This is a genomic window from Asticcacaulis sp. (genome assembly GCF_051954415.1).
Classification (GTDB): Bacteria; Pseudomonadota; Alphaproteobacteria; order Caulobacterales; family Caulobacteraceae; genus Asticcacaulis.
This window is the reverse complement of record NZ_JBQCHT010000025.1, coordinates 1-18,198: the sequence shown is the minus strand read 5'-3', so window position 1 is coordinate 18,198 and position 18,198 is coordinate 1. Positions and strand designations below refer to the sequence as shown.

At 62.0% G+C, this 18,198-nt stretch carries 15 protein-coding genes and 1 pseudogene; 11 read left to right on the top strand and 5 right to left on the bottom strand.

Going from position 1 to position 18,198, the window contains the following annotated elements; translation table 11 throughout:
- Positions 1-10 precede the first annotated feature (10 nt).
- From ACTHND_RS08560 to ACTHND_RS08550, 3 genes are read right to left on the bottom strand one after another with little or no spacing between them, the layout of a single operon-like run.
- Positions 11-1,126, bottom strand: a complete 1,116-nt coding sequence (locus ACTHND_RS08560) for a PA0069 family radical SAM protein (protein WP_440177523.1) — start codon at positions 1,124-1,126, stop codon at positions 11-13.
- Positions 1,127-1,170: 44 nt separating this feature from the next.
- On the bottom strand, positions 1,171-1,620 hold the full coding sequence (locus ACTHND_RS08555) for a hypothetical protein (protein WP_440177522.1): 450 nt from the start codon (positions 1,618-1,620) through the stop codon (positions 1,171-1,173).
- On the bottom strand, positions 1,617-2,594 hold the full coding sequence (locus ACTHND_RS08550; RefSeq protein ID WP_440177521.1) for a glycosyltransferase family 2 protein: 978 nt from the start codon (positions 2,592-2,594) through the stop codon (positions 1,617-1,619). The genes ACTHND_RS08555 and ACTHND_RS08550 overlap by 4 nt, the downstream gene beginning before the upstream one ends.
- 230 nt (positions 2,595-2,824) lie before the next feature.
- On the opposite strand from ACTHND_RS08550, the gene ACTHND_RS08545 reads away from it, so the two are divergent.
- The 6 genes from ACTHND_RS08545 (at position 2,825) to argF (ending at position 7,726) form a co-directional block, all read left to right on the top strand.
- Positions 2,825-3,256: a hypothetical protein gene (locus ACTHND_RS08545; RefSeq protein WP_440177520.1), complete on the top strand. Its 432-nt coding sequence runs from the start codon at positions 2,825-2,827 to the stop codon at positions 3,254-3,256.
- Positions 3,256-3,447 carry a helix-turn-helix transcriptional regulator gene (locus ACTHND_RS08540; protein ID WP_440177519.1) on the top strand — a complete coding sequence of 64 codons (192 nt, stop codon included), beginning with the start codon at positions 3,256-3,258 and terminating at the stop codon, positions 3,445-3,447. Before ACTHND_RS08545 ends, ACTHND_RS08540 begins: the two co-directional genes overlap by 1 nt.
- A gap of 16 nt (positions 3,448-3,463) precedes the next feature.
- Positions 3,464-4,363, top strand: coding sequence for a TraB/GumN family protein (locus ACTHND_RS08535; RefSeq protein WP_440177518.1), 900 nt, complete (start codon positions 3,464-3,466; stop codon positions 4,361-4,363).
- 89 nt (positions 4,364-4,452) lie between these two features.
- Positions 4,453-5,274, top strand: coding sequence for a TraB/GumN family protein (locus tag ACTHND_RS08530; RefSeq protein WP_440177517.1), 822 nt, complete (start codon positions 4,453-4,455; stop codon positions 5,272-5,274).
- A 144-nt stretch (positions 5,275-5,418) separates the two neighbouring features.
- On the top strand, positions 5,419-6,621 hold the full coding sequence (locus ACTHND_RS08525; protein WP_440177516.1) for an aspartate aminotransferase family protein: 1,203 nt from the start codon (positions 5,419-5,421) through the stop codon (positions 6,619-6,621).
- A 166-nt stretch (positions 6,622-6,787) separates the two neighbouring features.
- A complete protein-coding gene (argF, locus tag ACTHND_RS08520; RefSeq protein ID WP_440177515.1) occupies positions 6,788-7,726 on the top strand; it encodes an ornithine carbamoyltransferase in 939 nt (312 codons plus the stop codon).
- A 92-nt stretch (positions 7,727-7,818) separates the two neighbouring features.
- On the opposite strand, the gene ACTHND_RS08515 is transcribed toward argF, so the two are convergent.
- Entirely contained in the window at positions 7,819-8,049 is a 231-nt protein-coding gene (locus ACTHND_RS08515) for a hypothetical protein (RefSeq protein WP_369682504.1), read from the bottom strand.
- A gap of 215 nt (positions 8,050-8,264) precedes the next feature.
- Between ACTHND_RS08515 and ACTHND_RS08510 the strand changes: the two are divergent.
- A pseudogene (locus ACTHND_RS08510) lies at positions 8,265-11,159 on the top strand (hypothetical protein); the annotation flags it as partial.
- Between the two features lie 210 nt (positions 11,160-11,369).
- Here the strand turns inward: ACTHND_RS08510 and ACTHND_RS08505 are convergent.
- On the bottom strand, positions 11,370-12,371 hold the full coding sequence (locus ACTHND_RS08505) for an ankyrin repeat domain-containing protein (protein ID WP_440177514.1): 1,002 nt from the start codon (positions 12,369-12,371) through the stop codon (positions 11,370-11,372).
- A gap of 204 nt (positions 12,372-12,575) precedes the next feature.
- On the opposite strand from ACTHND_RS08505, the gene ACTHND_RS08500 reads away from it, so the two are divergent.
- The 4 genes from ACTHND_RS08500 to ACTHND_RS08485 form a co-directional block, all read left to right on the top strand.
- Complete coding sequence (locus ACTHND_RS08500) at positions 12,576-15,518, top strand: ATP-dependent DNA helicase (protein ID WP_440177513.1); 2,943 nt, start codon at positions 12,576-12,578, stop codon at positions 15,516-15,518.
- 212 nt (positions 15,519-15,730) lie between these two features.
- Positions 15,731-16,849, top strand: a complete 1,119-nt coding sequence (locus tag ACTHND_RS08495) for a DUF2125 domain-containing protein (protein ID WP_440177512.1) — start codon at positions 15,731-15,733, stop codon at positions 16,847-16,849.
- Between the two features lie 94 nt (positions 16,850-16,943).
- Positions 16,944-17,738, top strand: a complete 795-nt coding sequence (locus tag ACTHND_RS08490; RefSeq protein ID WP_440177511.1) for a chorismate mutase — start codon at positions 16,944-16,946, stop codon at positions 17,736-17,738.
- Between the two features lie 15 nt (positions 17,739-17,753).
- Positions 17,754-18,198: aminotransferase class I/II-fold pyridoxal phosphate-dependent enzyme (locus ACTHND_RS08485; protein WP_440177510.1), on the top strand; the 445-nt coding region annotated here is incomplete at its 3' end.

Below are 18,198 nucleotides of genomic sequence, written 5' to 3'. Positions count from 1 at the left end.
CGCTGTCTTTCTAAAACAAACGCATTTGCGGATCGCCGCCGCGAAACTGGCTGCTGTCAAGCGGCCGGCCGGGCTTATCCAGTCCATACCGCCTGATGGCCTTCTCCAGGCGGTTCTGGATCAGGTCGGCATAGGCGCCTTCGCCACGCATCCGGCTGCCGAATTCGGCATTGTAAAGCTTGCCGCCCCGGCATTCGCGGATGTGATTGAGCACCTTGTCGGCGCGATCTGGGAAATGAGTGCGCAGCCATTCCTCGAATAACCCTTTGATCTCATGCGGCAGGCGGATGAGCGTGCCGCCGGCTCGCGTGGCGCCGGCATGGGCGGCGGCTTCCATGACTTTTTCGATCTCGTGGTCGGTGAGGCCGGGAATGACCGGCGCCATCAGAACGCTGGTCGGGATGCCGGAATCGGTCAGGGCGCGGACCGTATCGAGCCTGCGTGAAGGTGTGGCGGCGCGCGGTTCCATGAGGCGCGCCAGGTCGCGGTCAAGCGTGGTGATCGACAGGGTGGCCTTGAAGAGGTTGAGATCTGCCATCGCGGCCAGGATATCGATATCGCGCTGGATCAGGGCAGATTTGGTGACAATATGGACCGGATGGCGGAATTCATGCAGCACCTCCAGAATACCGCGCGTCAGTCTCTCCGATTTTTCCGTCGGCTGATAGGCGTCGGTATTGATGCCGAGCGCAATGGGCGCAGGGGTATAGTTCCGTGCCGACAGTTCGCGCCGCAGGGCCTGGGCGGCATCGGGTTTGCGAAAGATGCGCGTCTCGAAATCCATGCCAGGCGACAGGTCGAGATAGGCATGTGTCGGGCGCGCGAAGCAGTAGATGCAGCCGTGTTCGCAGCCCTTGTAAGGGTTTATCGAGCGATCAAAATGGATATCGGGTGAGCTGTTGCGGCTGATAATACGGCGGACGGTATCGATGCCCAGGATTGTCTTCCGCCGGGCCTTCACCCACTCCTCGCGGTCATGATCGCTCCAGCCGTCATCGATCTCGTAACGATCAGCCACGCCGAAGCGGTGGCTCGGCCGGTTGGATACCGAGCCGCGCCCTTTGCGCGGCAGGTCGGGCAGGGCGTCGTCACTTTTTGTGCGTGTATCTGGTGGAGGCGCGGGCATAGCCGCACCCTACGCCGAAATAAGAACAAATCAAGAACAAAATATCAGGCGACTTTTTCGCGCTTCCGGCTGGTAACGGGCGAGGCAAATGGCGTGATGCCGTCGTCATAGATGATTGTGCCGGGTTGCTGCGGATCGAGCGAAAAGGCCGGTGTCAGCGGGCTTTTGTGGCCCTTGAAGCCGCCGCTCAGCAGCTTGTAGGCGCGGGCGAAGACGATCTTGAACGGCTCAAGTAGCTTCGGCGATCTGGCCAGGCTCGGATTGAGGCTGAACAGGCGGCGCAGCGCCGTCTTACGACCGAGATACCACTCGCCGAAAACCGCCGGGTCATAGCCCATGGTGAAGACCTCGACGCTGTCACGCGGATAGCGGTCGATCAGGGCGATCAGCGCCTCCTCACTGAACAACTCGCTGTCGGCGATGCTGTGCGTGAAGAGCAGGTTTTCCTTCGTGAAGGCGCGCTGTGTTTCCGGTGTCCAGTTGATCAGGGTCATGTCTTTGTCTTTTCGTCTTTTTTGAGAAGAGTCTGCCCGTAGAATTTCATCTTGAATGGCGCAAACCACAGGGTCTTGCCGAGGCCACGCGCCGCCTTGTCGAGCACGAACGCCCGGCGCGGATGGCGGATGGCGAAGAGAACAAGGCTGGCCACGCCGAACAGCCCGGCCTGAACCAGGCCCTGTGCCATCCAGCCGGCGCAGGCGAGGAGCCGGCCATTGACGCCGCTCGAATGGCTGGGGCCCTGGCCGTAGGCGAAGCCGCGTTTCAGCGTGTAGGCCAGCGTGGCGCGCGTGGGCGGCACATCTTCAAAAACAGGCGCATCGGCGGCCCAGGCCATGATCCGGCCCTCCGCCTTCATGGCGGTGAAGAGGATATCGTCCTCGCCGCCCATTTCATTCTGCAGGGTGCTGAAAGGCGTTTTCGAGGTGAGCGCGGCGCTCTTCAGCAGGGAATTACCGCAGCCATAATAGTGCGGCAGGATTTCCGATTGCGCCGGTCCGAAGCGCGAGAAGAAGTGCTCGTAATAGGGACGATTGTGGCGTGTGGCTTCCGGAATGCGCGCGGTGACCGGGCCGAAAACGACATCGGCATCGAATTGCCTTTGCGCCGCCATCAGGCGGTTCAGCCAGTCTGCCGGTGCTTCCTCATCGTCATCGAGAAAGGCGATGAAGTCGCTGTCACAGACGGCCACGGCGCTGTTGCGGGCATTGGCGACGCCGGTTTTCGGCTCGTGGATATAGGTGACCGGGAAGGGCGCCTCAAACCCTTCGACCAAGGCACGCGCCGAGGCTTCCGGGCTGTTGTCGCAGACGATCAGGCTGAGCGGCGGCGCGTCCGCCTGGGCACGGATCGAGCGCATCGCCGTCTCCAGTCCCTGCGGCCGGCGGAAGGTCGGGATGATGACGCAGACTCGCGCCAGATCGCTCTCGGCATTCCGGGATGTAAAGGCGTGCGGGCTGCTGTCGGGCATGGAGGAAATGGACGCCTTGGGACTTGAAAGAAGATCGGAAAGCCGTGAACGGCAAGGTTCATGCCAGGCGAACATTGCCACAAAAGGGTAAATTTCAGGTGTGGCATCAGGCTTAACGGTCTTTAAGGCATGGGTCTTGATGACAAGGTCTCTTGATGTAATGACAAGTATGCTTGACATGTCGAAATCAAACATGTAAAGCGTCCTTGTCATTTATCGGGAGGTTGGTCATGACGGGATCGAAATGGAAATTTGCCGGCGGGGTGGCCGTGGCGGCATTGATCGGTGGGCTGCTGGGCGGGTTCAATTTGAGCTGGAGTCGGGAAGCATCGTTTCCGCTTTATGGCCTCATCATAGATATCTGCGCCCTGCCGGTCCTGATCATGCTGATCCTTTATGTGCGCAAACTGAAGGCAGCCACGACCGATGAATTCAGCATTGCCAAGAAGCGCTATGCCGCGCAGAGCGGATTTGTCATCGGCTTCGTGCTGTTCCTGATCACCGGCCTGTTTCCGATTTTTCTGCCGGACCTCTATCGCCAGTTTATCGCCAGCATGGATGGTGCAAACGACGGCTTCCTGATCGGGCGCGTATCCGGCATGGCGCCGTTCGTGCTGGGCCTGCTGATCGGGCAGGTCAATGCCTGGCTGAAATATCGCTGATGAAAAACCGCCTGAAAATCCTGCGCGCCGAACGCAACTGGTCGCAGGCCGACCTGGCCGATCGGCTGGCTGTATCACGCCAGACCATCAACGCCATCGAGACGGAAAAGTACGATCCGTCCCTGCCGCTGGCTTTTAAAATTGCAGACCTGTTCGCCTTGCGGATAGAAGATATATTTATGCCCGTTTGAGGCGCTTGGGGGATTCATGCTTTCCAGATTGAAAACCGGCCTGCTGGCGGTCACCGCTCTCCTTGGCTGCGCTTTCGCGCCGATGACCCATGCGGAAGCACCGGCCACTCAGGTCAAGCCCGCCATGTGGGTGATCAGGGACGCGGATTCGACCATCTATCTGCTGGGGTCGATCCACGTCATGACCCCGGAGACGCCCTGGTTGACGCCGGCAATCCAGAACCGCTTCGACAGCGCCCAGGATGTGTGGTTCGAGATTCCCGACCTCGACAACAAGGCGACCGCCGGTGCGATCGCGCAGAAATACATGTTCGATCCCCAGGGCGACATGAGCAGCGGCCTCACGACGGAAGAGCTGGCGCGCGTAGATGCGTTATTGAAGCCGATGGGGCTGAACGCCGCGGCGCTGAAAGCCATGCGCAAGTGGGCCGTCGGCCTGATCATCACCATGCAGGAGGTCAATCAGCTTGGCTATGCCACCGATACCGGCGTCGATGTGACCTTGATGAAGCGGGCGCGTGAGGCCGGAAAAGCTGTTCATGGTTTCGAGACGATGGATTCGCAAATGCAGGCGCTGGTGCCGGAAACCGAGGCTGATGAGCTGACCGCACTCCGCGCCACACTGACCGATATAGAGACCATGCCGCAGGATCTCGGCGATCTTTTTAATGCCTGGAAGCAGGGCGATACCGAAGCCTTGACCCGCCTGATGATCGACAAGATGCAGGCCGAAGACCCGAAGAGCTACCAGCGCCTGATCGTCGAGCGCAACGCCGCCTGGGAGCCGCAAATCGAGCAGATACTGGCGGGAAAAGGCACGGTTTTCATCACGGTCGGCGCCGGTCATCTGGTCGGGCCGGACAGCGTGATCGCCATGTTGAAACAGCACGGTATTCAGGCGGAGCGCGTGCAATAATGCCTGTCCCGATCTGATCCTTAATGCAATCTTAAGGCTGGCCCAAGGCTTGCAGGGGTGCCTCCGAAATATATAACCGGAGGTCGGAAATGCGGGCGGTCAATTACGCGGACGGTGTCTTTTTCAAAAAGAGAAAGCGGTCAACCCGCTGGCTGGTGGAAGCCGGAATCATCATGGGCGCGGCCATGGGTATCGCCATCGTCGTGCCGCCGCTCGGCATGTGGTGGCACCGCTCGCACAATCCCGACGCGGTCACCGTGGCCTTTACGCCGGCCGCCGATCCGGATACCGCCGAGGCCGGGGCCGGCCCCACGGGATCGCCCTTGCTGTGGGTCATGAAGGCCGGTGAGTCCACGGTCTATCTGTTCGGCGGATTCAGCAGCGGGGGTGATATCGCATCCGGCTGGATGGACCGGCGCCTGTTCACGGCCTTCGATAATGCCGATACCACCCTGTTCGAGGTCGGCGCCTATCCCGATGTCCTGCCGGCCGATGTGGTGACGCTGCGTCCGGATGCCGCGCTTTATCACCGTGCGGACGCCATGCGAAAGATGACGGTGGGGCTTGATAAAGGCGCATCCGAAGCCGGACGCGTCACCGCCGAGGGTGTGACGGATGATGGTTTTGTGCTGCCGGTCGAAGCCTGGCGCACCGGCGACCAGAAATCCCTGACCGACACCCTTGCCCTGCTGGCCGAGGCCGATCCGGCGGGCTATGACGCCCTGATCGTGAAGCGCAACCAGGCCTGGCTGCCGACCATCGAAAAGGCGCTGAATGAAAAAGGGACAACCTTCGTTACGGTGGGCGCCGCGCACCTGATCGGCCCGGATGGGCTTGTGGCGCAATTGCGGCGAAACGGATACTCGGTGACGCGGCTTGATTCCGTGACCAGGCCGGTGGTGGCGGGGTGAACGAACGCCCCACCACGCCCTGTGAATATCGTTGACATTACGGTGATTATTCGACAAAAGGCCCGCCTAAGCCCCCAACAGCTTAGACGCCTTCTTTCCCTTGCGTGAGGTACGCAGGGTTTTCGCCGTTTTTGGGGTATTGCCATGGCTCAGTCGGAAGATCATTTGTTCGGTGTGTATGCGCGGGCGCCTATCGAGGTGGAACGCGGTGAAGGCAGCCGACTGTATGACCGATCAGGCCGCGAATATCTCGATTTCGTGCAGGGCATAGCCGTCAATGGCCTGGGCCACGCCAATCCGGTCCTGATCGATGCCCTGAATACGCAGGCGCAGAAGCTGTGGCACGTCTCCAATATCTTCCGCATTCCCGGCCAGGACGAACTGGCCGGCAAGCTGTGCGCGTCGTCTTTTGCCGATCAGGTGTTCTTCACCAATTCCGGCACCGAGGCGGTTGAATGCGCCCTGAAGCTGGCGCGCAAGTACCATGCCTCGAAAGGCCACGACGAGCGCATCGATATCATCGGCTTCCAGGGCGCCTTCCACGGCCGCACCTACGCCGCCGTGACCGCTGCCGGAAACCAGACCTATCTGGAAGGTTTCGGTCCGCGCCTGCCGGGCTTCGTCAATGTGTCGCTCGATGATCATGACGCGCTGCGCACGGCCGCCGAAGCGCCGACGGCCGCGGCCATCCTGGTCGAGCCGGTTCAGGGCGAGGGCGGCGCGCGCGCCCTGACCGACGCCGAACTGCAAATGTTACGCGATCTGTGCGATCAAAACGGTCTGCTGCTGATCTTCGATGAAATCCAGTGCGGCATGGGTCGGAGCGGCAAGCTGTGGGCCTATGAACATTCCGGCGTCACGCCCGATGTCATGTGTATCGCCAAGGCGCTCGGCGGCGGTTTCCCGATCGGCGCCTGCCTCGCCACGCGTGAGGCGGCGTCCGGCATGGTGGTCGGTTCGCACGGCTCGACCTTTGGCGGCAATCCGCTCGCTATGGCGGTCGGTCTCGCGGCTTTCGGTGAAATCTCGAAACCGGAACTGCTGGAAAACGTCGTCAAGGTATCGGGCTATCTCAAGCAGCAGCTTGAGGGACTGAAGCAGACCTATCCGGACATGATCGCGGATGTGCGTGGCAAGGGGCTTCTGATCGGCATCAAGCTGAAGCCGAACAACCGCGAAATGATGGCCCTGGCGCGGGATAACGGCCTGCTGGTGGCCGGCGGCGGTGAAAACTGCATCCGTATGCTGCCGGCGCTGAACCTTACCGAGGCCGATGCCCGCGAGGCGCTGGAGCGTCTGGAAAAGACGTTTGTCGCCGCCCGCGAAAAGGCAAAAGAAACCGCATAATCCATATCTTCGCCTGCCCCATTCATGGGGAAGGTGGCACGGCGCTTGCGTCGTGACGGAAGGGGCAATTCCATCGTCCTTAGCCCCTCCCACCATCGCAAGCGATGGTCCCCCCTCCCCATAAAATGGGGCGGGCGAAGAGAAAATAAATTTGAGGGAGTCCTCCATGACCCGGCATTTTCTCGATATCTGCGACCTGACCACCGAAGAGCTGCGCGCCATCGTCGATGACGCCCACGCCCGCAAGCGCCTGCGCCGCGACTGGCCCAAGGGCAAGCCGGATGCCGACGTGCCGGCGAGGGATCGCGTGCTGGCCATGATCTTCCAGAAGAACTCGACGCGCACGCGCTTTTCGTTCGATGCCGCCATCCGTCAGCTTGGCGGTCAGGCCATCATCTCGACCTCCAACGACATGCAGCTCGGCCGCGGCGAGCCGATCGAGGATACCGCGAAAGTGCTGTCGCGCATGGTCGATGCCATCATGATCCGCGCCAATGAGCACGATGACGTGGTGCGTCTGGCTGCCGCTTCGACCGTGCCGGTCATCAACGGCCTGACCAACGCCTCGCATCCCTGCCAGATCATCGCCGATATCCAGACGATCGAGGAGCATCGCGGCGCCATCGAGGGCAAGACTCTCGCCTGGATCAGCGATGGCAACAATGTCTGCAACAGCCTGATCCATGCCGCGGCGCGCTTTGGCTTCACCCTGAAAATCGCCTGCCCGGCGGCCTACAAACCGTCCCAGGACGCCATGGTCTTTGCCTCAGAATCGCGCGCCCACGTTACGGTCACGCAGGATCCGGAAGAAGCGGTGCGCGGCGCCGATGTCGTGCTGGCCGATACCTGGGTCAGCATGGGTGATCTCGATCACGACGAGCGTCTCGAAGCCTTCCAGCCGTATCAGGTCAATGCCGACCTGATGAAGCTGGCCAAGGACAATGCCTTGTTCCTGCACTGCCTGCCGGCCCACCGCGGCGAGGAAGTGACCGAGGATGTCATAGACGGTCCGCAATCGGTCATTTGGGACGAGGCTGAAAACCGGATACATGCTCAAAAAGCCATCCTGGCCTGGTGTTTTAGCGCGCCATCCTTGGCCGACTAATACGCAGTCTGCGCTAGCGGGTACTAAATGTACCCGCGTCGCTTGCCGGCTATTATTCGTCTCAAGGCTGGCGGCTAAAATCGCGGCCATATTTAAGGGTGCGGGAACTGTTCCGGCGGCTTGGTCTGGATGCCGACCAGGTTCAGCAGATGCACGACCAGCAGCAGGGCGGCCGTAAAGGTCAACAGCATCAGGAAGCGCCAGGGCACCATGCGCGGGCCCTTGTTCGGGTCCATCGGCCGGGCGCCGAGATAACCGAACAATGCGGTAAAAAGCCCGCTGACAATCGTGAGAATCACGGTAAGGGATAAGGTCAGTTCCATCCGTCGCATATGTCGTGGAACGGCATTTCGGGCAAGGCCGCGGGGCGATTTTATCGCGCATTTCCGCCTGACTGTGGCATTTCCCGCATTCGGTGACTGGTCTTGCCAGTTTTCCCCAGAAGATTAACGTCCTGCCATATATAGTGGTTAACAAGGTGTTTACACCCCACATAATGTTGTCTACGCTCGCCACCTGACGAAGTTAGGGGAATCGCATGAGCGCGAACGCACCGTGGAGTGTGAAGGGTATTGACGCCAGGGCGCGCGAAGTCGCCAAGGATCTGGCGCGCCGCTCCGGCCTGACTCTCGGCGAATGGCTCAATCAGATGATTCTCGAAGGCGAGGATGTCGGGGCATTGATCAGCCGCGAAAGCGCGCGTGCTGAGCGCCCTGTTTATCGTGATAATTATAACGAACCCGAAACGGGAGGGCGCATGGCCCAGAGACACAAGGATGCGCCGCGCAAGCTGGCCACGCCCTATTCATCCGCCGCACAGCCCCTCAGTTCGCGTGATTTGCGCCGTCGTTCGATCTTTGACGAGCGCCCGGCTTATGATGACGGTTATGCCGCTGAAGAGGCGCGTTACGAGGCCGCTTCCAGTGATCTCAGTCGGGTGGCTCGCGCGCTTGAATCTCTGGGCGCGCGCATGGAAAATTCGGAAGCGCGTTCGGCCAGCGCCGTGCGCGGCGTCTCCCACGCCGTCGAATCGGTTTTGAGCCGGCTGGAGCGCAGCGAAGCGGCGCACGCCGAGGTCCAGGGCCGGATCGAAGAGCAGTCCGAAGCGGTTGTGTCGTCGTTTGAACGACTGGCGCGCACCGAGGAGGATCACGGCCTGTTCGCCGAGCGGCTGGAGCAGGCGGAGCGCCTGATCGACGCCCAGGCCGAGCGTCTCGAAGGCTTGTCCGGTCATGTGCGTGAAGCGCGGGAACGGGCTGCGAAAATCGAGAAGGAACTGGCTTCACCGCAGGTAAACGAAACGGTCCGCGCCGTCGAGGCCACGCTCGGCAAGCTGGCCAACCAATTGTATGAAGGCGAAGCCCGGACCCGCGACAGCCTGACCGGCGTGCGCGAGGATATGGTCGGCCTGTCGCATCGCCTGTCGCAGATGGAACTGCGTGATCCCGACCGCGCGGCGCAAGGATTGATAGACAAGGTGGTGGCGCAACTGGCGCATCGTCTCGATGCCGCCGAAGCCAATACCAGTGGCGCCATTCGCACGCTCGAACAGGCGTTCAAGGCGCTTGAGGGCCGCCTGAGCCAGGTGGAAGCGGGCGGCGATGTCACCGATCCGGAAGCCATGAAGTCCCTGAGCGGACTGGCCGCCGACCTGTCGCGCCGCGTCGAGGAATCACGCCAGGATCTGTTCAGCGCCTTGCAGACGGGCAAGCAGGAAACGATCGAACTGGCGGTCAAGGTTGTGGGTGAGCGCATCGAGCAGTCGGAAAAGCGCTCTGCCGGTGCCATTGAGCGCATGGGCCAGGACGTGCTGCGCATTGCCGATAATCTCAACCGCCGCATGGCGGGGGTCGAGACCAGCAATCATGACGGCCTGACCCGCGTCAGCCGTGATGTCCAGCGCATCGCCGATACGGTCGATGGCCGCTTCAACCGCATTGAAGGCAGCCATGCCCAGGCGCTGGAACGTCTCGGCGGCGAGATCGCACGCATTTCCGAACGCCTGACCGGCAAGATGGCCGAATCCGAACGCCGCGCCGCGGAAGTCGTCGGTGCGGTCGGCGAGCAGTTCGAGCGCCAGCGCACGGACCTGTCCGATCGTATTCGCGCCAGTGAGGAACGCACAGCGAAACTGCTGGAAGAAACGCGCGCCCGTATCGATTCGCGGCTCGCCAAGGTGCAGACGGAAAGCCTCCTGGCCGAAGCCGAAGCGAAACCGGCTAAGCCGTCCGCCCGTCATGATGATGATATGGACGGCGGCCTGCCCAATCCATTCGCCGCCACGCCGCAGGATACGCGGGCGGAGGCCCCGGAACCGGCCAAGGCACCAGCCGAAGAGGAAGCTATCGACCTGACCGGCCGCCTGCTTGATTTCGGCGAGCCGCAGTTCAAGCCTGATTTCGATCCGTTTGAGGAAGAGGATCTGGAAGCCGATCTGGTGATGAATGAACCGCTGATGGCCCCAGTGTCATCAGCCGCGCCGCAGCTTCAGGCGCCGCTTTCGACTCTTGAAGATGACGACGACAGCGATCCGTTTGCCGATATCGAGGTGTCGCGCAAGACGGCGCCGCGCCAGGCCGTGCATATGGAAAGCATTCCGCAGCAGCCGATGATTCACGCCGAGGTGCCGGCAGAGGCCGCGCGCAATCCGTTCGATGATGAGGATGAGAGCGATTTTGATGCGACGCCGGTTTCGGTTTCGACGCGTGACGCCCTGGCGGCGGCACGGGCGGCGGTGCGCGCCAGCATAGAAGGCAATGAGGACCGCAAGTCGGGCGGGCTGGGGCTGGGCCTCCTGCGCGCCGGTCCGTCAAAGGCCAAGGGCGTCAAACCGGAAGCCGCTGCGAAAGCCAAGGGCGGCAGCACCTTCCTGAATGCCGTCAAGGCGTCCTCGGTGGCCATGGGTCTGGTTGCGGTCGGTACAGCCGGCTGGGTTGTCGTCAACAAACTGGCCAATGAGCAAAAAGCCCCCACGCCCATCGCGGCGTCGGCCCTGACGGTCAGCGCGCCGGCGGTCCAGGACCAGCAGGCACTGAAAACGCGCTATGACCTGGCGCTGCAAGCCTTGCAGGCCCGCGATCCGAAATCGGTCGATCTGATGAAGATGGTGGCCAACCAGGGCTATGCACCGGCCCAATACCAGCTTGGTATCCTCTATAAGGGCGGTACGCTTGTCACCGCCGACAAGGCCGAGGCGCGCACCTGGATGAAGCGCGCGGCCGAAGGCGGCGTGCCCGAAGCCATGAACGAATACGGCTACATGTTCTATAATGGTGAAGGCGGCGACCAGGATCGCCCGACGGCGGCGCTGTGGTTCCGCAAGGCCGCCGAACGCGGTGTCGTCGACGGCCAGTATAATCTCGCCCAGCTCTACCAGAGCGGCAAGGGTGTGCCGCTTAACCCGAGCGAAGCCTACAAGTGGATGAAGATCGCCGCCAATAATGGCGCTGATGGCGCCAAGGCTTACGCCGCCGACCTGGGGTCGCAACTGAGCGACGAGCAGCGCGCCCGTGCGGATGATGCGGTGGCGCGGTTCACGCCCATAAGCGACGGCGGCCAGGTGACGGCCGGTTCGGAATCGGCCGGCTGAGCCGATTGAGCGATAAATCCTTCAAGGCCGCGCTGCCAAGGCGCGGCCTTTCTTTTACCAGTAACTGCCTGTTTTCAGGCACTTCTGCCAGTGACTGTTGGCGCGCATCCGGCAGGCCGTATCCGAACACAGGGCGGCGTCGGCCTGGTGCTTCTGGGCGCATTGCAGTTTGTTGGGATTATCGCCCGCGGCCTGAACCGACTTAGGCGCGCCCAGCAGGGCCTTCATTTCGGGGGATGTGGCATAGCTGGCGGGATTCTTGCCGAAGGTGTCGGTGGCTGAAAGGCTGGCGCCATGAGCGACGAGGATTTTCGCCATTTCCACCCGGTCGCGTTCAGCGGCGGTGTGCAGAAGTGTCGAGCCGGTATTGTCCTTGTCGTTCACCCCGACACAGTTCTCGATATAGGCGGTCAGTTCATCCGGATGATTGTACCATATGGCGTCGCGGGCGCGCAGGCGTGCGCGGTTCTGCGGCGTGCGGCCGTCATTCGTGGTTGCGGTGGCTGCGCGCTCGCAATATCCCATCTCGTCCGTGCCCTGATGAGGCCCCTGGTTGGATGCCAGGGCGGTCGCTGGACTGACCGGCGCGGGCTTCGCCTTTGGCGCTGCGGGCGGTTGCGGCGGCAGGCTGGCGAGATAAGCCTTCATGGTGCTGTCATAGGCATATTGCGCAGGTGTCTTGCCGGATGTGTTTTTGATATCCAGCCGCGCGCCGTGCGCCAGCAAAATCTTGACCGCGCTAAGCTTGTTGCCGTCGATCGCGGTGTGCAGCAGCGTATTGCCGGATGAATCGCGCGAATTGATATCGACGCAGTCTTCCAGGAGCGCGGTCAGTTCATCGTCATTGTTGAAAAACACATCCTCGCGCGCCCGAAGCCGCGGATCGGTGGCCTGCTTGACCACGCCGTCATTGGGTGTGTTCACGACCGCTTCGCAGGCGCCGCCCTTGGTGTAGGTGGCGGCAATAGCGGCCGGTCCGGACCCGGCACCGATGGTCCCCACGACCAGGCATCCGGCGAAAAGACCGGCGGCGGCAAATATGGCAAATTTTTTCATTCGGTTCCCTCCCTGACGAAAACCTAATATGCGCCTGAGACAGGGTAAAGGCGGCAAACGCTTTTCCCGGTAAAATGCGGATGGCACGCTGTCTTTTTCTTCGCATTTTCAGACGTTGTTTCGCATTACGGATAGAAAAATTCTGTTTCACATTTTGTTCCTTTTCATCTTGGCCACGTCCCCGGCGCACGTTAAGCTTTGTCTGTGAGTGAAGACGTAACCCTTAAATCCCCTGAAACGCCTGTCGGGACGCCGGTCTGGTGGCGTGACCACGCGCCGAAAGGAGCGTTGGGATATTCGTCAACGCGCGCCTTTATCGCGGGGGAGGACACCCGCGCGCTTTCCGTCAATGAACTGCGGGAACTGTGGGGCCGTGAGCCCCTGATCGTCGCCAATGCCGCCCTGGTTCGGACACGCCTGTTCGGTAATCGCCAGCACCGCGAGGCGCGCCATTTCGACGTCCTGGAACTGTTTGCCTTCGTCCGCCCGGCCCAGTTTTGCGCGCCCTCCGTGGCCGGCCTGGCCCTGGCCTGCGGCTATCCGGAACCCCAGACGCCGGAGGCTCAAGCACAGGTGTTGTTCGATGTCGTCACCCGCCTGTGTGAAGACCTGAAGACCACGCCGCTCGGCTTCCGGCTGGTGGCGCAATCGGGTGTGCGGCTGATGGAAAAGCAGGGCTGGCCGTGGGCGCCTCTGCTTCAGGCTGTGCTCGACCAGAGCCAGATACCGGCCGATTACGTGCCGCCGCCGGCGCTCGATGTCTGGACCCTGCTGGAAGAGTGGGAGGATCAGCCGCCGGAAGGCCAGGCGCGCGCCGTTTCGCTGAATGAAGAGGAGGTCGGTGCGGCACTGGATGCCAATCTGGCCCGCGCCGGGCTCGATGAACGGCGGCCGGAACAGCGCGAATTCGCCATGAAGGCCAAGGATATTTTCGCGCCGAAATTCGTCAAGGACCAGCCCAACATGCTGCTGGCGGAGGCGGGCACTGGCGTCGGCAAGACGCTGGGCTATCTGGCGCCAGCCCACGCCTGGGCGCGCAAGGCGCAAGGGCAGGTGTGGGTCTCGACCTATACCAAGGCGCTGCAAAAGCAGATCTATAACGACACCCGCGCCCTGTTCGACAGCCCGCACGAGCGCGCCGAACAGGTGGTGGTGCGCAAAGGGCGGGAAAACTATCTCTGCCTGCTCAATTTCCAGGAAAGGCTGAATGGCGCCCACAGCCAGCCCGAGATCATTATGGCCGTGCTGATGGCGCGCTGGGTGCTCTATAGCCGCGACGGCGACATCATGAGCGGCGATTTCCCGACCTGGCTGCCGTCGCTTTTGCCGCCCTCATCGCCGGCCCATGTCTTCCAGACCCTGACGCCTTCAGCGCTTGTCGATCGGCGCGGCGAATGCACCTATGCCGCCTGCCCCCATTATCGCGTCTGCTTCATCGAAAAGTCGGTGCGCAAGGCGAAATCGGCCACCCTGGTCATCGCCAATCACGCCCTCGTCATGGCGCAGGCCGCCTATGATCTGCGGGATACGGCGCGGGCTGAAATGGAAGCCGAACTGAACGGCGAGGATATGCAGGACGAGGTGGCGGTGCCTGCCCTGTCGCGGCTGATCTTCGACGAAGGCCACCATGTCTTCGAGGCGGCGGACAGCGCCTTCGCCACGCGGCTTTCCGGGCTGGAGGCTTTCGAGCTGCGGCGCTGGATACGCGGCAATGAAGGCCGGTCGCGGCGCGGGCGCGGACTGGAGGCGCGACTGGGCGACCTGCTCTCCGGCGACGAAACCTCGAAACAGGCCATGCAGGAACTGATGCGCGCCGCCGCTGTCCTGCCGGCGGAGGGTTTTTCGCAACGCATCACCGTGCGCACGCAAAATGGCGGCGGTCTCGATCCGGTGGGGCCGATCGAGGCCCTGCTGGTCGAGGTCTACCGGCAGATTGATGTCCGACTGGGTGAGGCGCGCCTTCGCTCCCGCTTTTCGCAGGATGCCGATCAGGGCGGCGAATGCGAGGCCCATCCGTGTCTGGAGGGCGTGGCCCTGGCGGCGAAGACCGCGGCGCGCGCCCTGGCGGCCATCGAGGCGCCCCTGCTGGCCCTGGTCCGCGCACTGGAAGATCGCTTAAGCAGCGGCAAGGAAGATATCGAGCCGGCCGACCGTATCCGTATCGAAGGTGCGCTGCGCGGGCTGGAGCGCCGGGCGCGGATGCTGCTGCCGGCGTGGCGGGCCTTGTTGCAGCAACTGACGCTGGATGATGAACCGACCCCGGAGGGGGCGCAGACCATCGACTGGTTTTCGACCGAAGTGATCCGCGGCCGGGTCGTCGATGTCTGCCTCAATCGCCATTATGTCGATCCGTCCCTGCCGCTGGCCGAATATGTCCTCAAGCCGGCGCATGGTGTGCTGGTGGCCTCCGCCACCCTGAGCGACGGCATTAAGGTGGAAGAGGGGGAGAGCCGGGACATTTTTGCCCTAGCCCGTCAGCGCACCGGCGCCAATCATCTGGTCATGGGCGCCAAGGCGATCCGCGTCGCCTCGCCGTTCGATTATGCCTCACAGGCGCGTCTGTTCGTCGTCACCGATGTCAGCCGCGAGGACGCGCGCTCGGTGGGGGCGGCTATGCAGGCCCTGTTCGTGGCGGCGAAGGGCGGCGCGCTGGGGCTTTTCACCGCCATCCGCCGCCTGAAGGCGGTCTATGAGCAGATTAACAAACCTTTGAGCGAGCAGGGCCTGTCGCTTTATGCCCAGCATGTCGATCCGCTCGATGTCTCTGACCTGATCAGCGTCTTCCGCGCCGAGCATCATTCCTGCCTATTGGGCACGGATGCCATCCGTGACGGCGTCGATGTACCGGGCCAGGCCCTTCGGCTGATTGCCTTTGACCGCATTCCGTGGCCACGCCCGGATACACTGCACCGTGCCCGCCGCCAGCATTTCGGCCAGAAGATCTATGACGATGCCCTGACGCGCGCCAAACTGGCCCAGGCGTTCGGCCGTCTGATCCGTCGCAAGGACGACAAGGGTGTCTTCGTCATGCTCGATTCCGCCGCCCCGACGCGCCTGTTTTCCGGCCTGCCGGAAGGCGTGCTGGTGCAGAGATGCACCCTGGCCGAGGCGATTGCTGCCATTGAGATGTTTTTGTATCCGAATTGACTTTGTTCAGGGCGGCGTGTTTGGTTAATGCTCAATCGGTCTTCGCCCGCCCCGTTTACGGGGAGGGGGGGACCATCGCTTGCGATGGTGGGAGGGGCTATTGTCTTTGGAATTGCCCCTTCCGTCATTTGGCTACGCCGAACTGTGTTTCGCTCCGCTCAATGCCACCTTTCCCATAAATGGGGCAGGCGGGGTAATCCGAGGACCGCACCGTGACAGACGACCTGACCTTACCCGCCAAGCCGCAAAAGAAGGCCAGCCGCTGGGGGCTGTTCGGTCCTGTACTGCTGCTGGCCCTGATCTGCGCGGCATGGAGCGGCTACTGGTTCTATACCGCCGGGCGCATCCAGACGCAGGTGCTGCAACACCAGAAGGCGCTGATTGCCGCCGGTTATCAGGCCAGTTTTGACCCCATCCAGGTGACGGGTTTTCCGTACCGCATGGTCATCGATTTCCACCGCCTGAACATCATCTCGCCAAACGGGAAAGGCTTCTCCGCCCCCGAACTCCGTGCCGAGGCCAATGCCTATGCGCTGGATAACTGGGTGGCTGCGGCGCCGCAAGGCCTGACCCTCTATCGCGGGCGAACCGGCGGGATCGATCGCGGCAAGGTCTCGGTCATGGGCAACGGCTTGCGGGCCAGCGCCTTCAACCTCTCGAAACCGGTTCCGACCGTCGCCATTGAAGGCGATGACCTGATCCTGGCCGCTTCGGATGCCGGTTATCCCTTGCCCTTCACCACGGCGAAAACGCTTGAAGCGCATTTGCGCCCGACCAACAATGTACCCGACAGCGCCGATATCATGCTGAATTTCACCGGCGCGCAGGGGCAGCCGAAGAGCCTGGCCGGTGATTTCGGCGCCAGCAAGGCTTTGTCGATGCAGGTGGAGGGCGCGATCAGCCATGTCTCGATTTTGCGTGACACCGGCGTTTCCAGTACCTGGGCGGCGAAGGGCGGGCAGGTCTCGGCTTTTCGCCTGAAACTGGTGCAGGGCGGCCTGGCGCCTCTGTCGGCCGATACCTTTACCACGGACTGCAAGGCGGCCAGTGCCGGCGATCTCAATGTCTGCGCCAGCAGTGACCTTCTGATCCCGGATACGGCCGGGCACGTCAAGGGCAAGCTGAATATCGAAATGTCGGGCACGTTCAACCCGATCGACGTGCTGGGCGCGCTGAACCTCATTTCTCAGGAAAACATGACGATTGCCAGGCCCTTGCTGAATATGACCCTGGCGACGCAGGGGCCGCAAAAATTCAACGTCGAATTTCATGATGGCGGCGCCTATATCGGCCCGTTGAAAGTTTCAGATGCACCTATACTGCCTTACTAGGCTTTTATACTGACATTTTGCCAAACAAGACTTGTGGTAGAGGTGGCGGAAGCCTAAAGTCCCGGCTTCCTGTCGCCTAATAGGATGTGGTTTATTGAGTACGCTTGCCGACCTCCGCACGCAGATTGACGCCCTGGATGCGGAATTACTGCGTCTTGTTGATGCCCGCGCGGCGCTGGGTAAGGCCATAGGTGAGGCCAAGGCAAAGGAAGAACCGGCCAACACCCAGGTGTCGCTCCTGCGTCCGGATCGTGAAGCCATGCTGATCCGCAAGCTGCTGGCCATGCCGCGTCAGGCCGCCAGCGATGGCGTGGTCGTGCGCATCTGGCGCGAGCTGATTTCCGAAAACCTGCGCATTCAGGGGGCCTCCAGTAATGGGGGCCTTCATTTGAATCTGAGCACCGCCGAACACTCGAAAGAGGTCTTGGTGTGGGCGCGTGAGCGCTTCGGCATTGCGCCCAGTTTCGGCTATGTCAACGATGCGACGGCGGCCATCCAGGCGGCGCGCGATGTGCGTCACATCTCCGTCCTGAGCCTCGATCCCCGCGGCGGCGCTTGGTGGGCGCGCCTGCTGGCGGAGCCGAAGGTGCGCATTATCGCCGCGCTCCCCGAACTCTCTACAGCCCGGCCGCACGCCGTGGCGCTGGCGGCCATTGCACCGGAACCCACCGGAGACGACATGACCTTCTGGGTCAGCGATTCCGCCGAACACGAAAACAAGATCATCGAAGCGCTTGGCCAGCGAGGCTTTGCTGCCGAATGGCTTTGCACCGCCCAGGGCTTGAAGCTGTTCGGCCTCATCGGCTATGTGCAGGAACATGACGAGCGGTTGACGACAAAAACACTCGGCAGCCTGTCGGGCATTATCGGCGCCGCACCCCGGATTTAAGTTAGAGACTCTACTATGACCAAGACCGCACCCGCGCCTAAAGCGGGCATACTGGATATCGCCCCCTATGTCGGCGGCAAGTCGAAGATCGAGGGTGTGGCCGAACCGATCAAGCTGTCTTCCAATGAAAATGCGCTGGGCTGTTCGGCCAAGGCAATAGAAGCCTATGAAAAGGCGAAGGAAAAGCTCTTCCGCTACCCTGATGGCCATGCGGCGCCCCTGCGCGCCGCCGTTGCCGAATATCACGGCCTGGAGCCGGAGCGCCTGATCTTCGGCAATGGCTCGGACGAGGTCTTCGCGCTGCTAAACCAGGTCTATCTCGAAGCCGGCGATAATATCGTCACCGGTGAGCATGGCTTCCTGGCCTATCGCATTTCGGCGCTCGCCTGTCAGGCCGAGGTGAAGCTGGCGGAGGAGCCGGACCAGCGTATCAGCATCGAAAAGCTGCTCGAACTGGTGG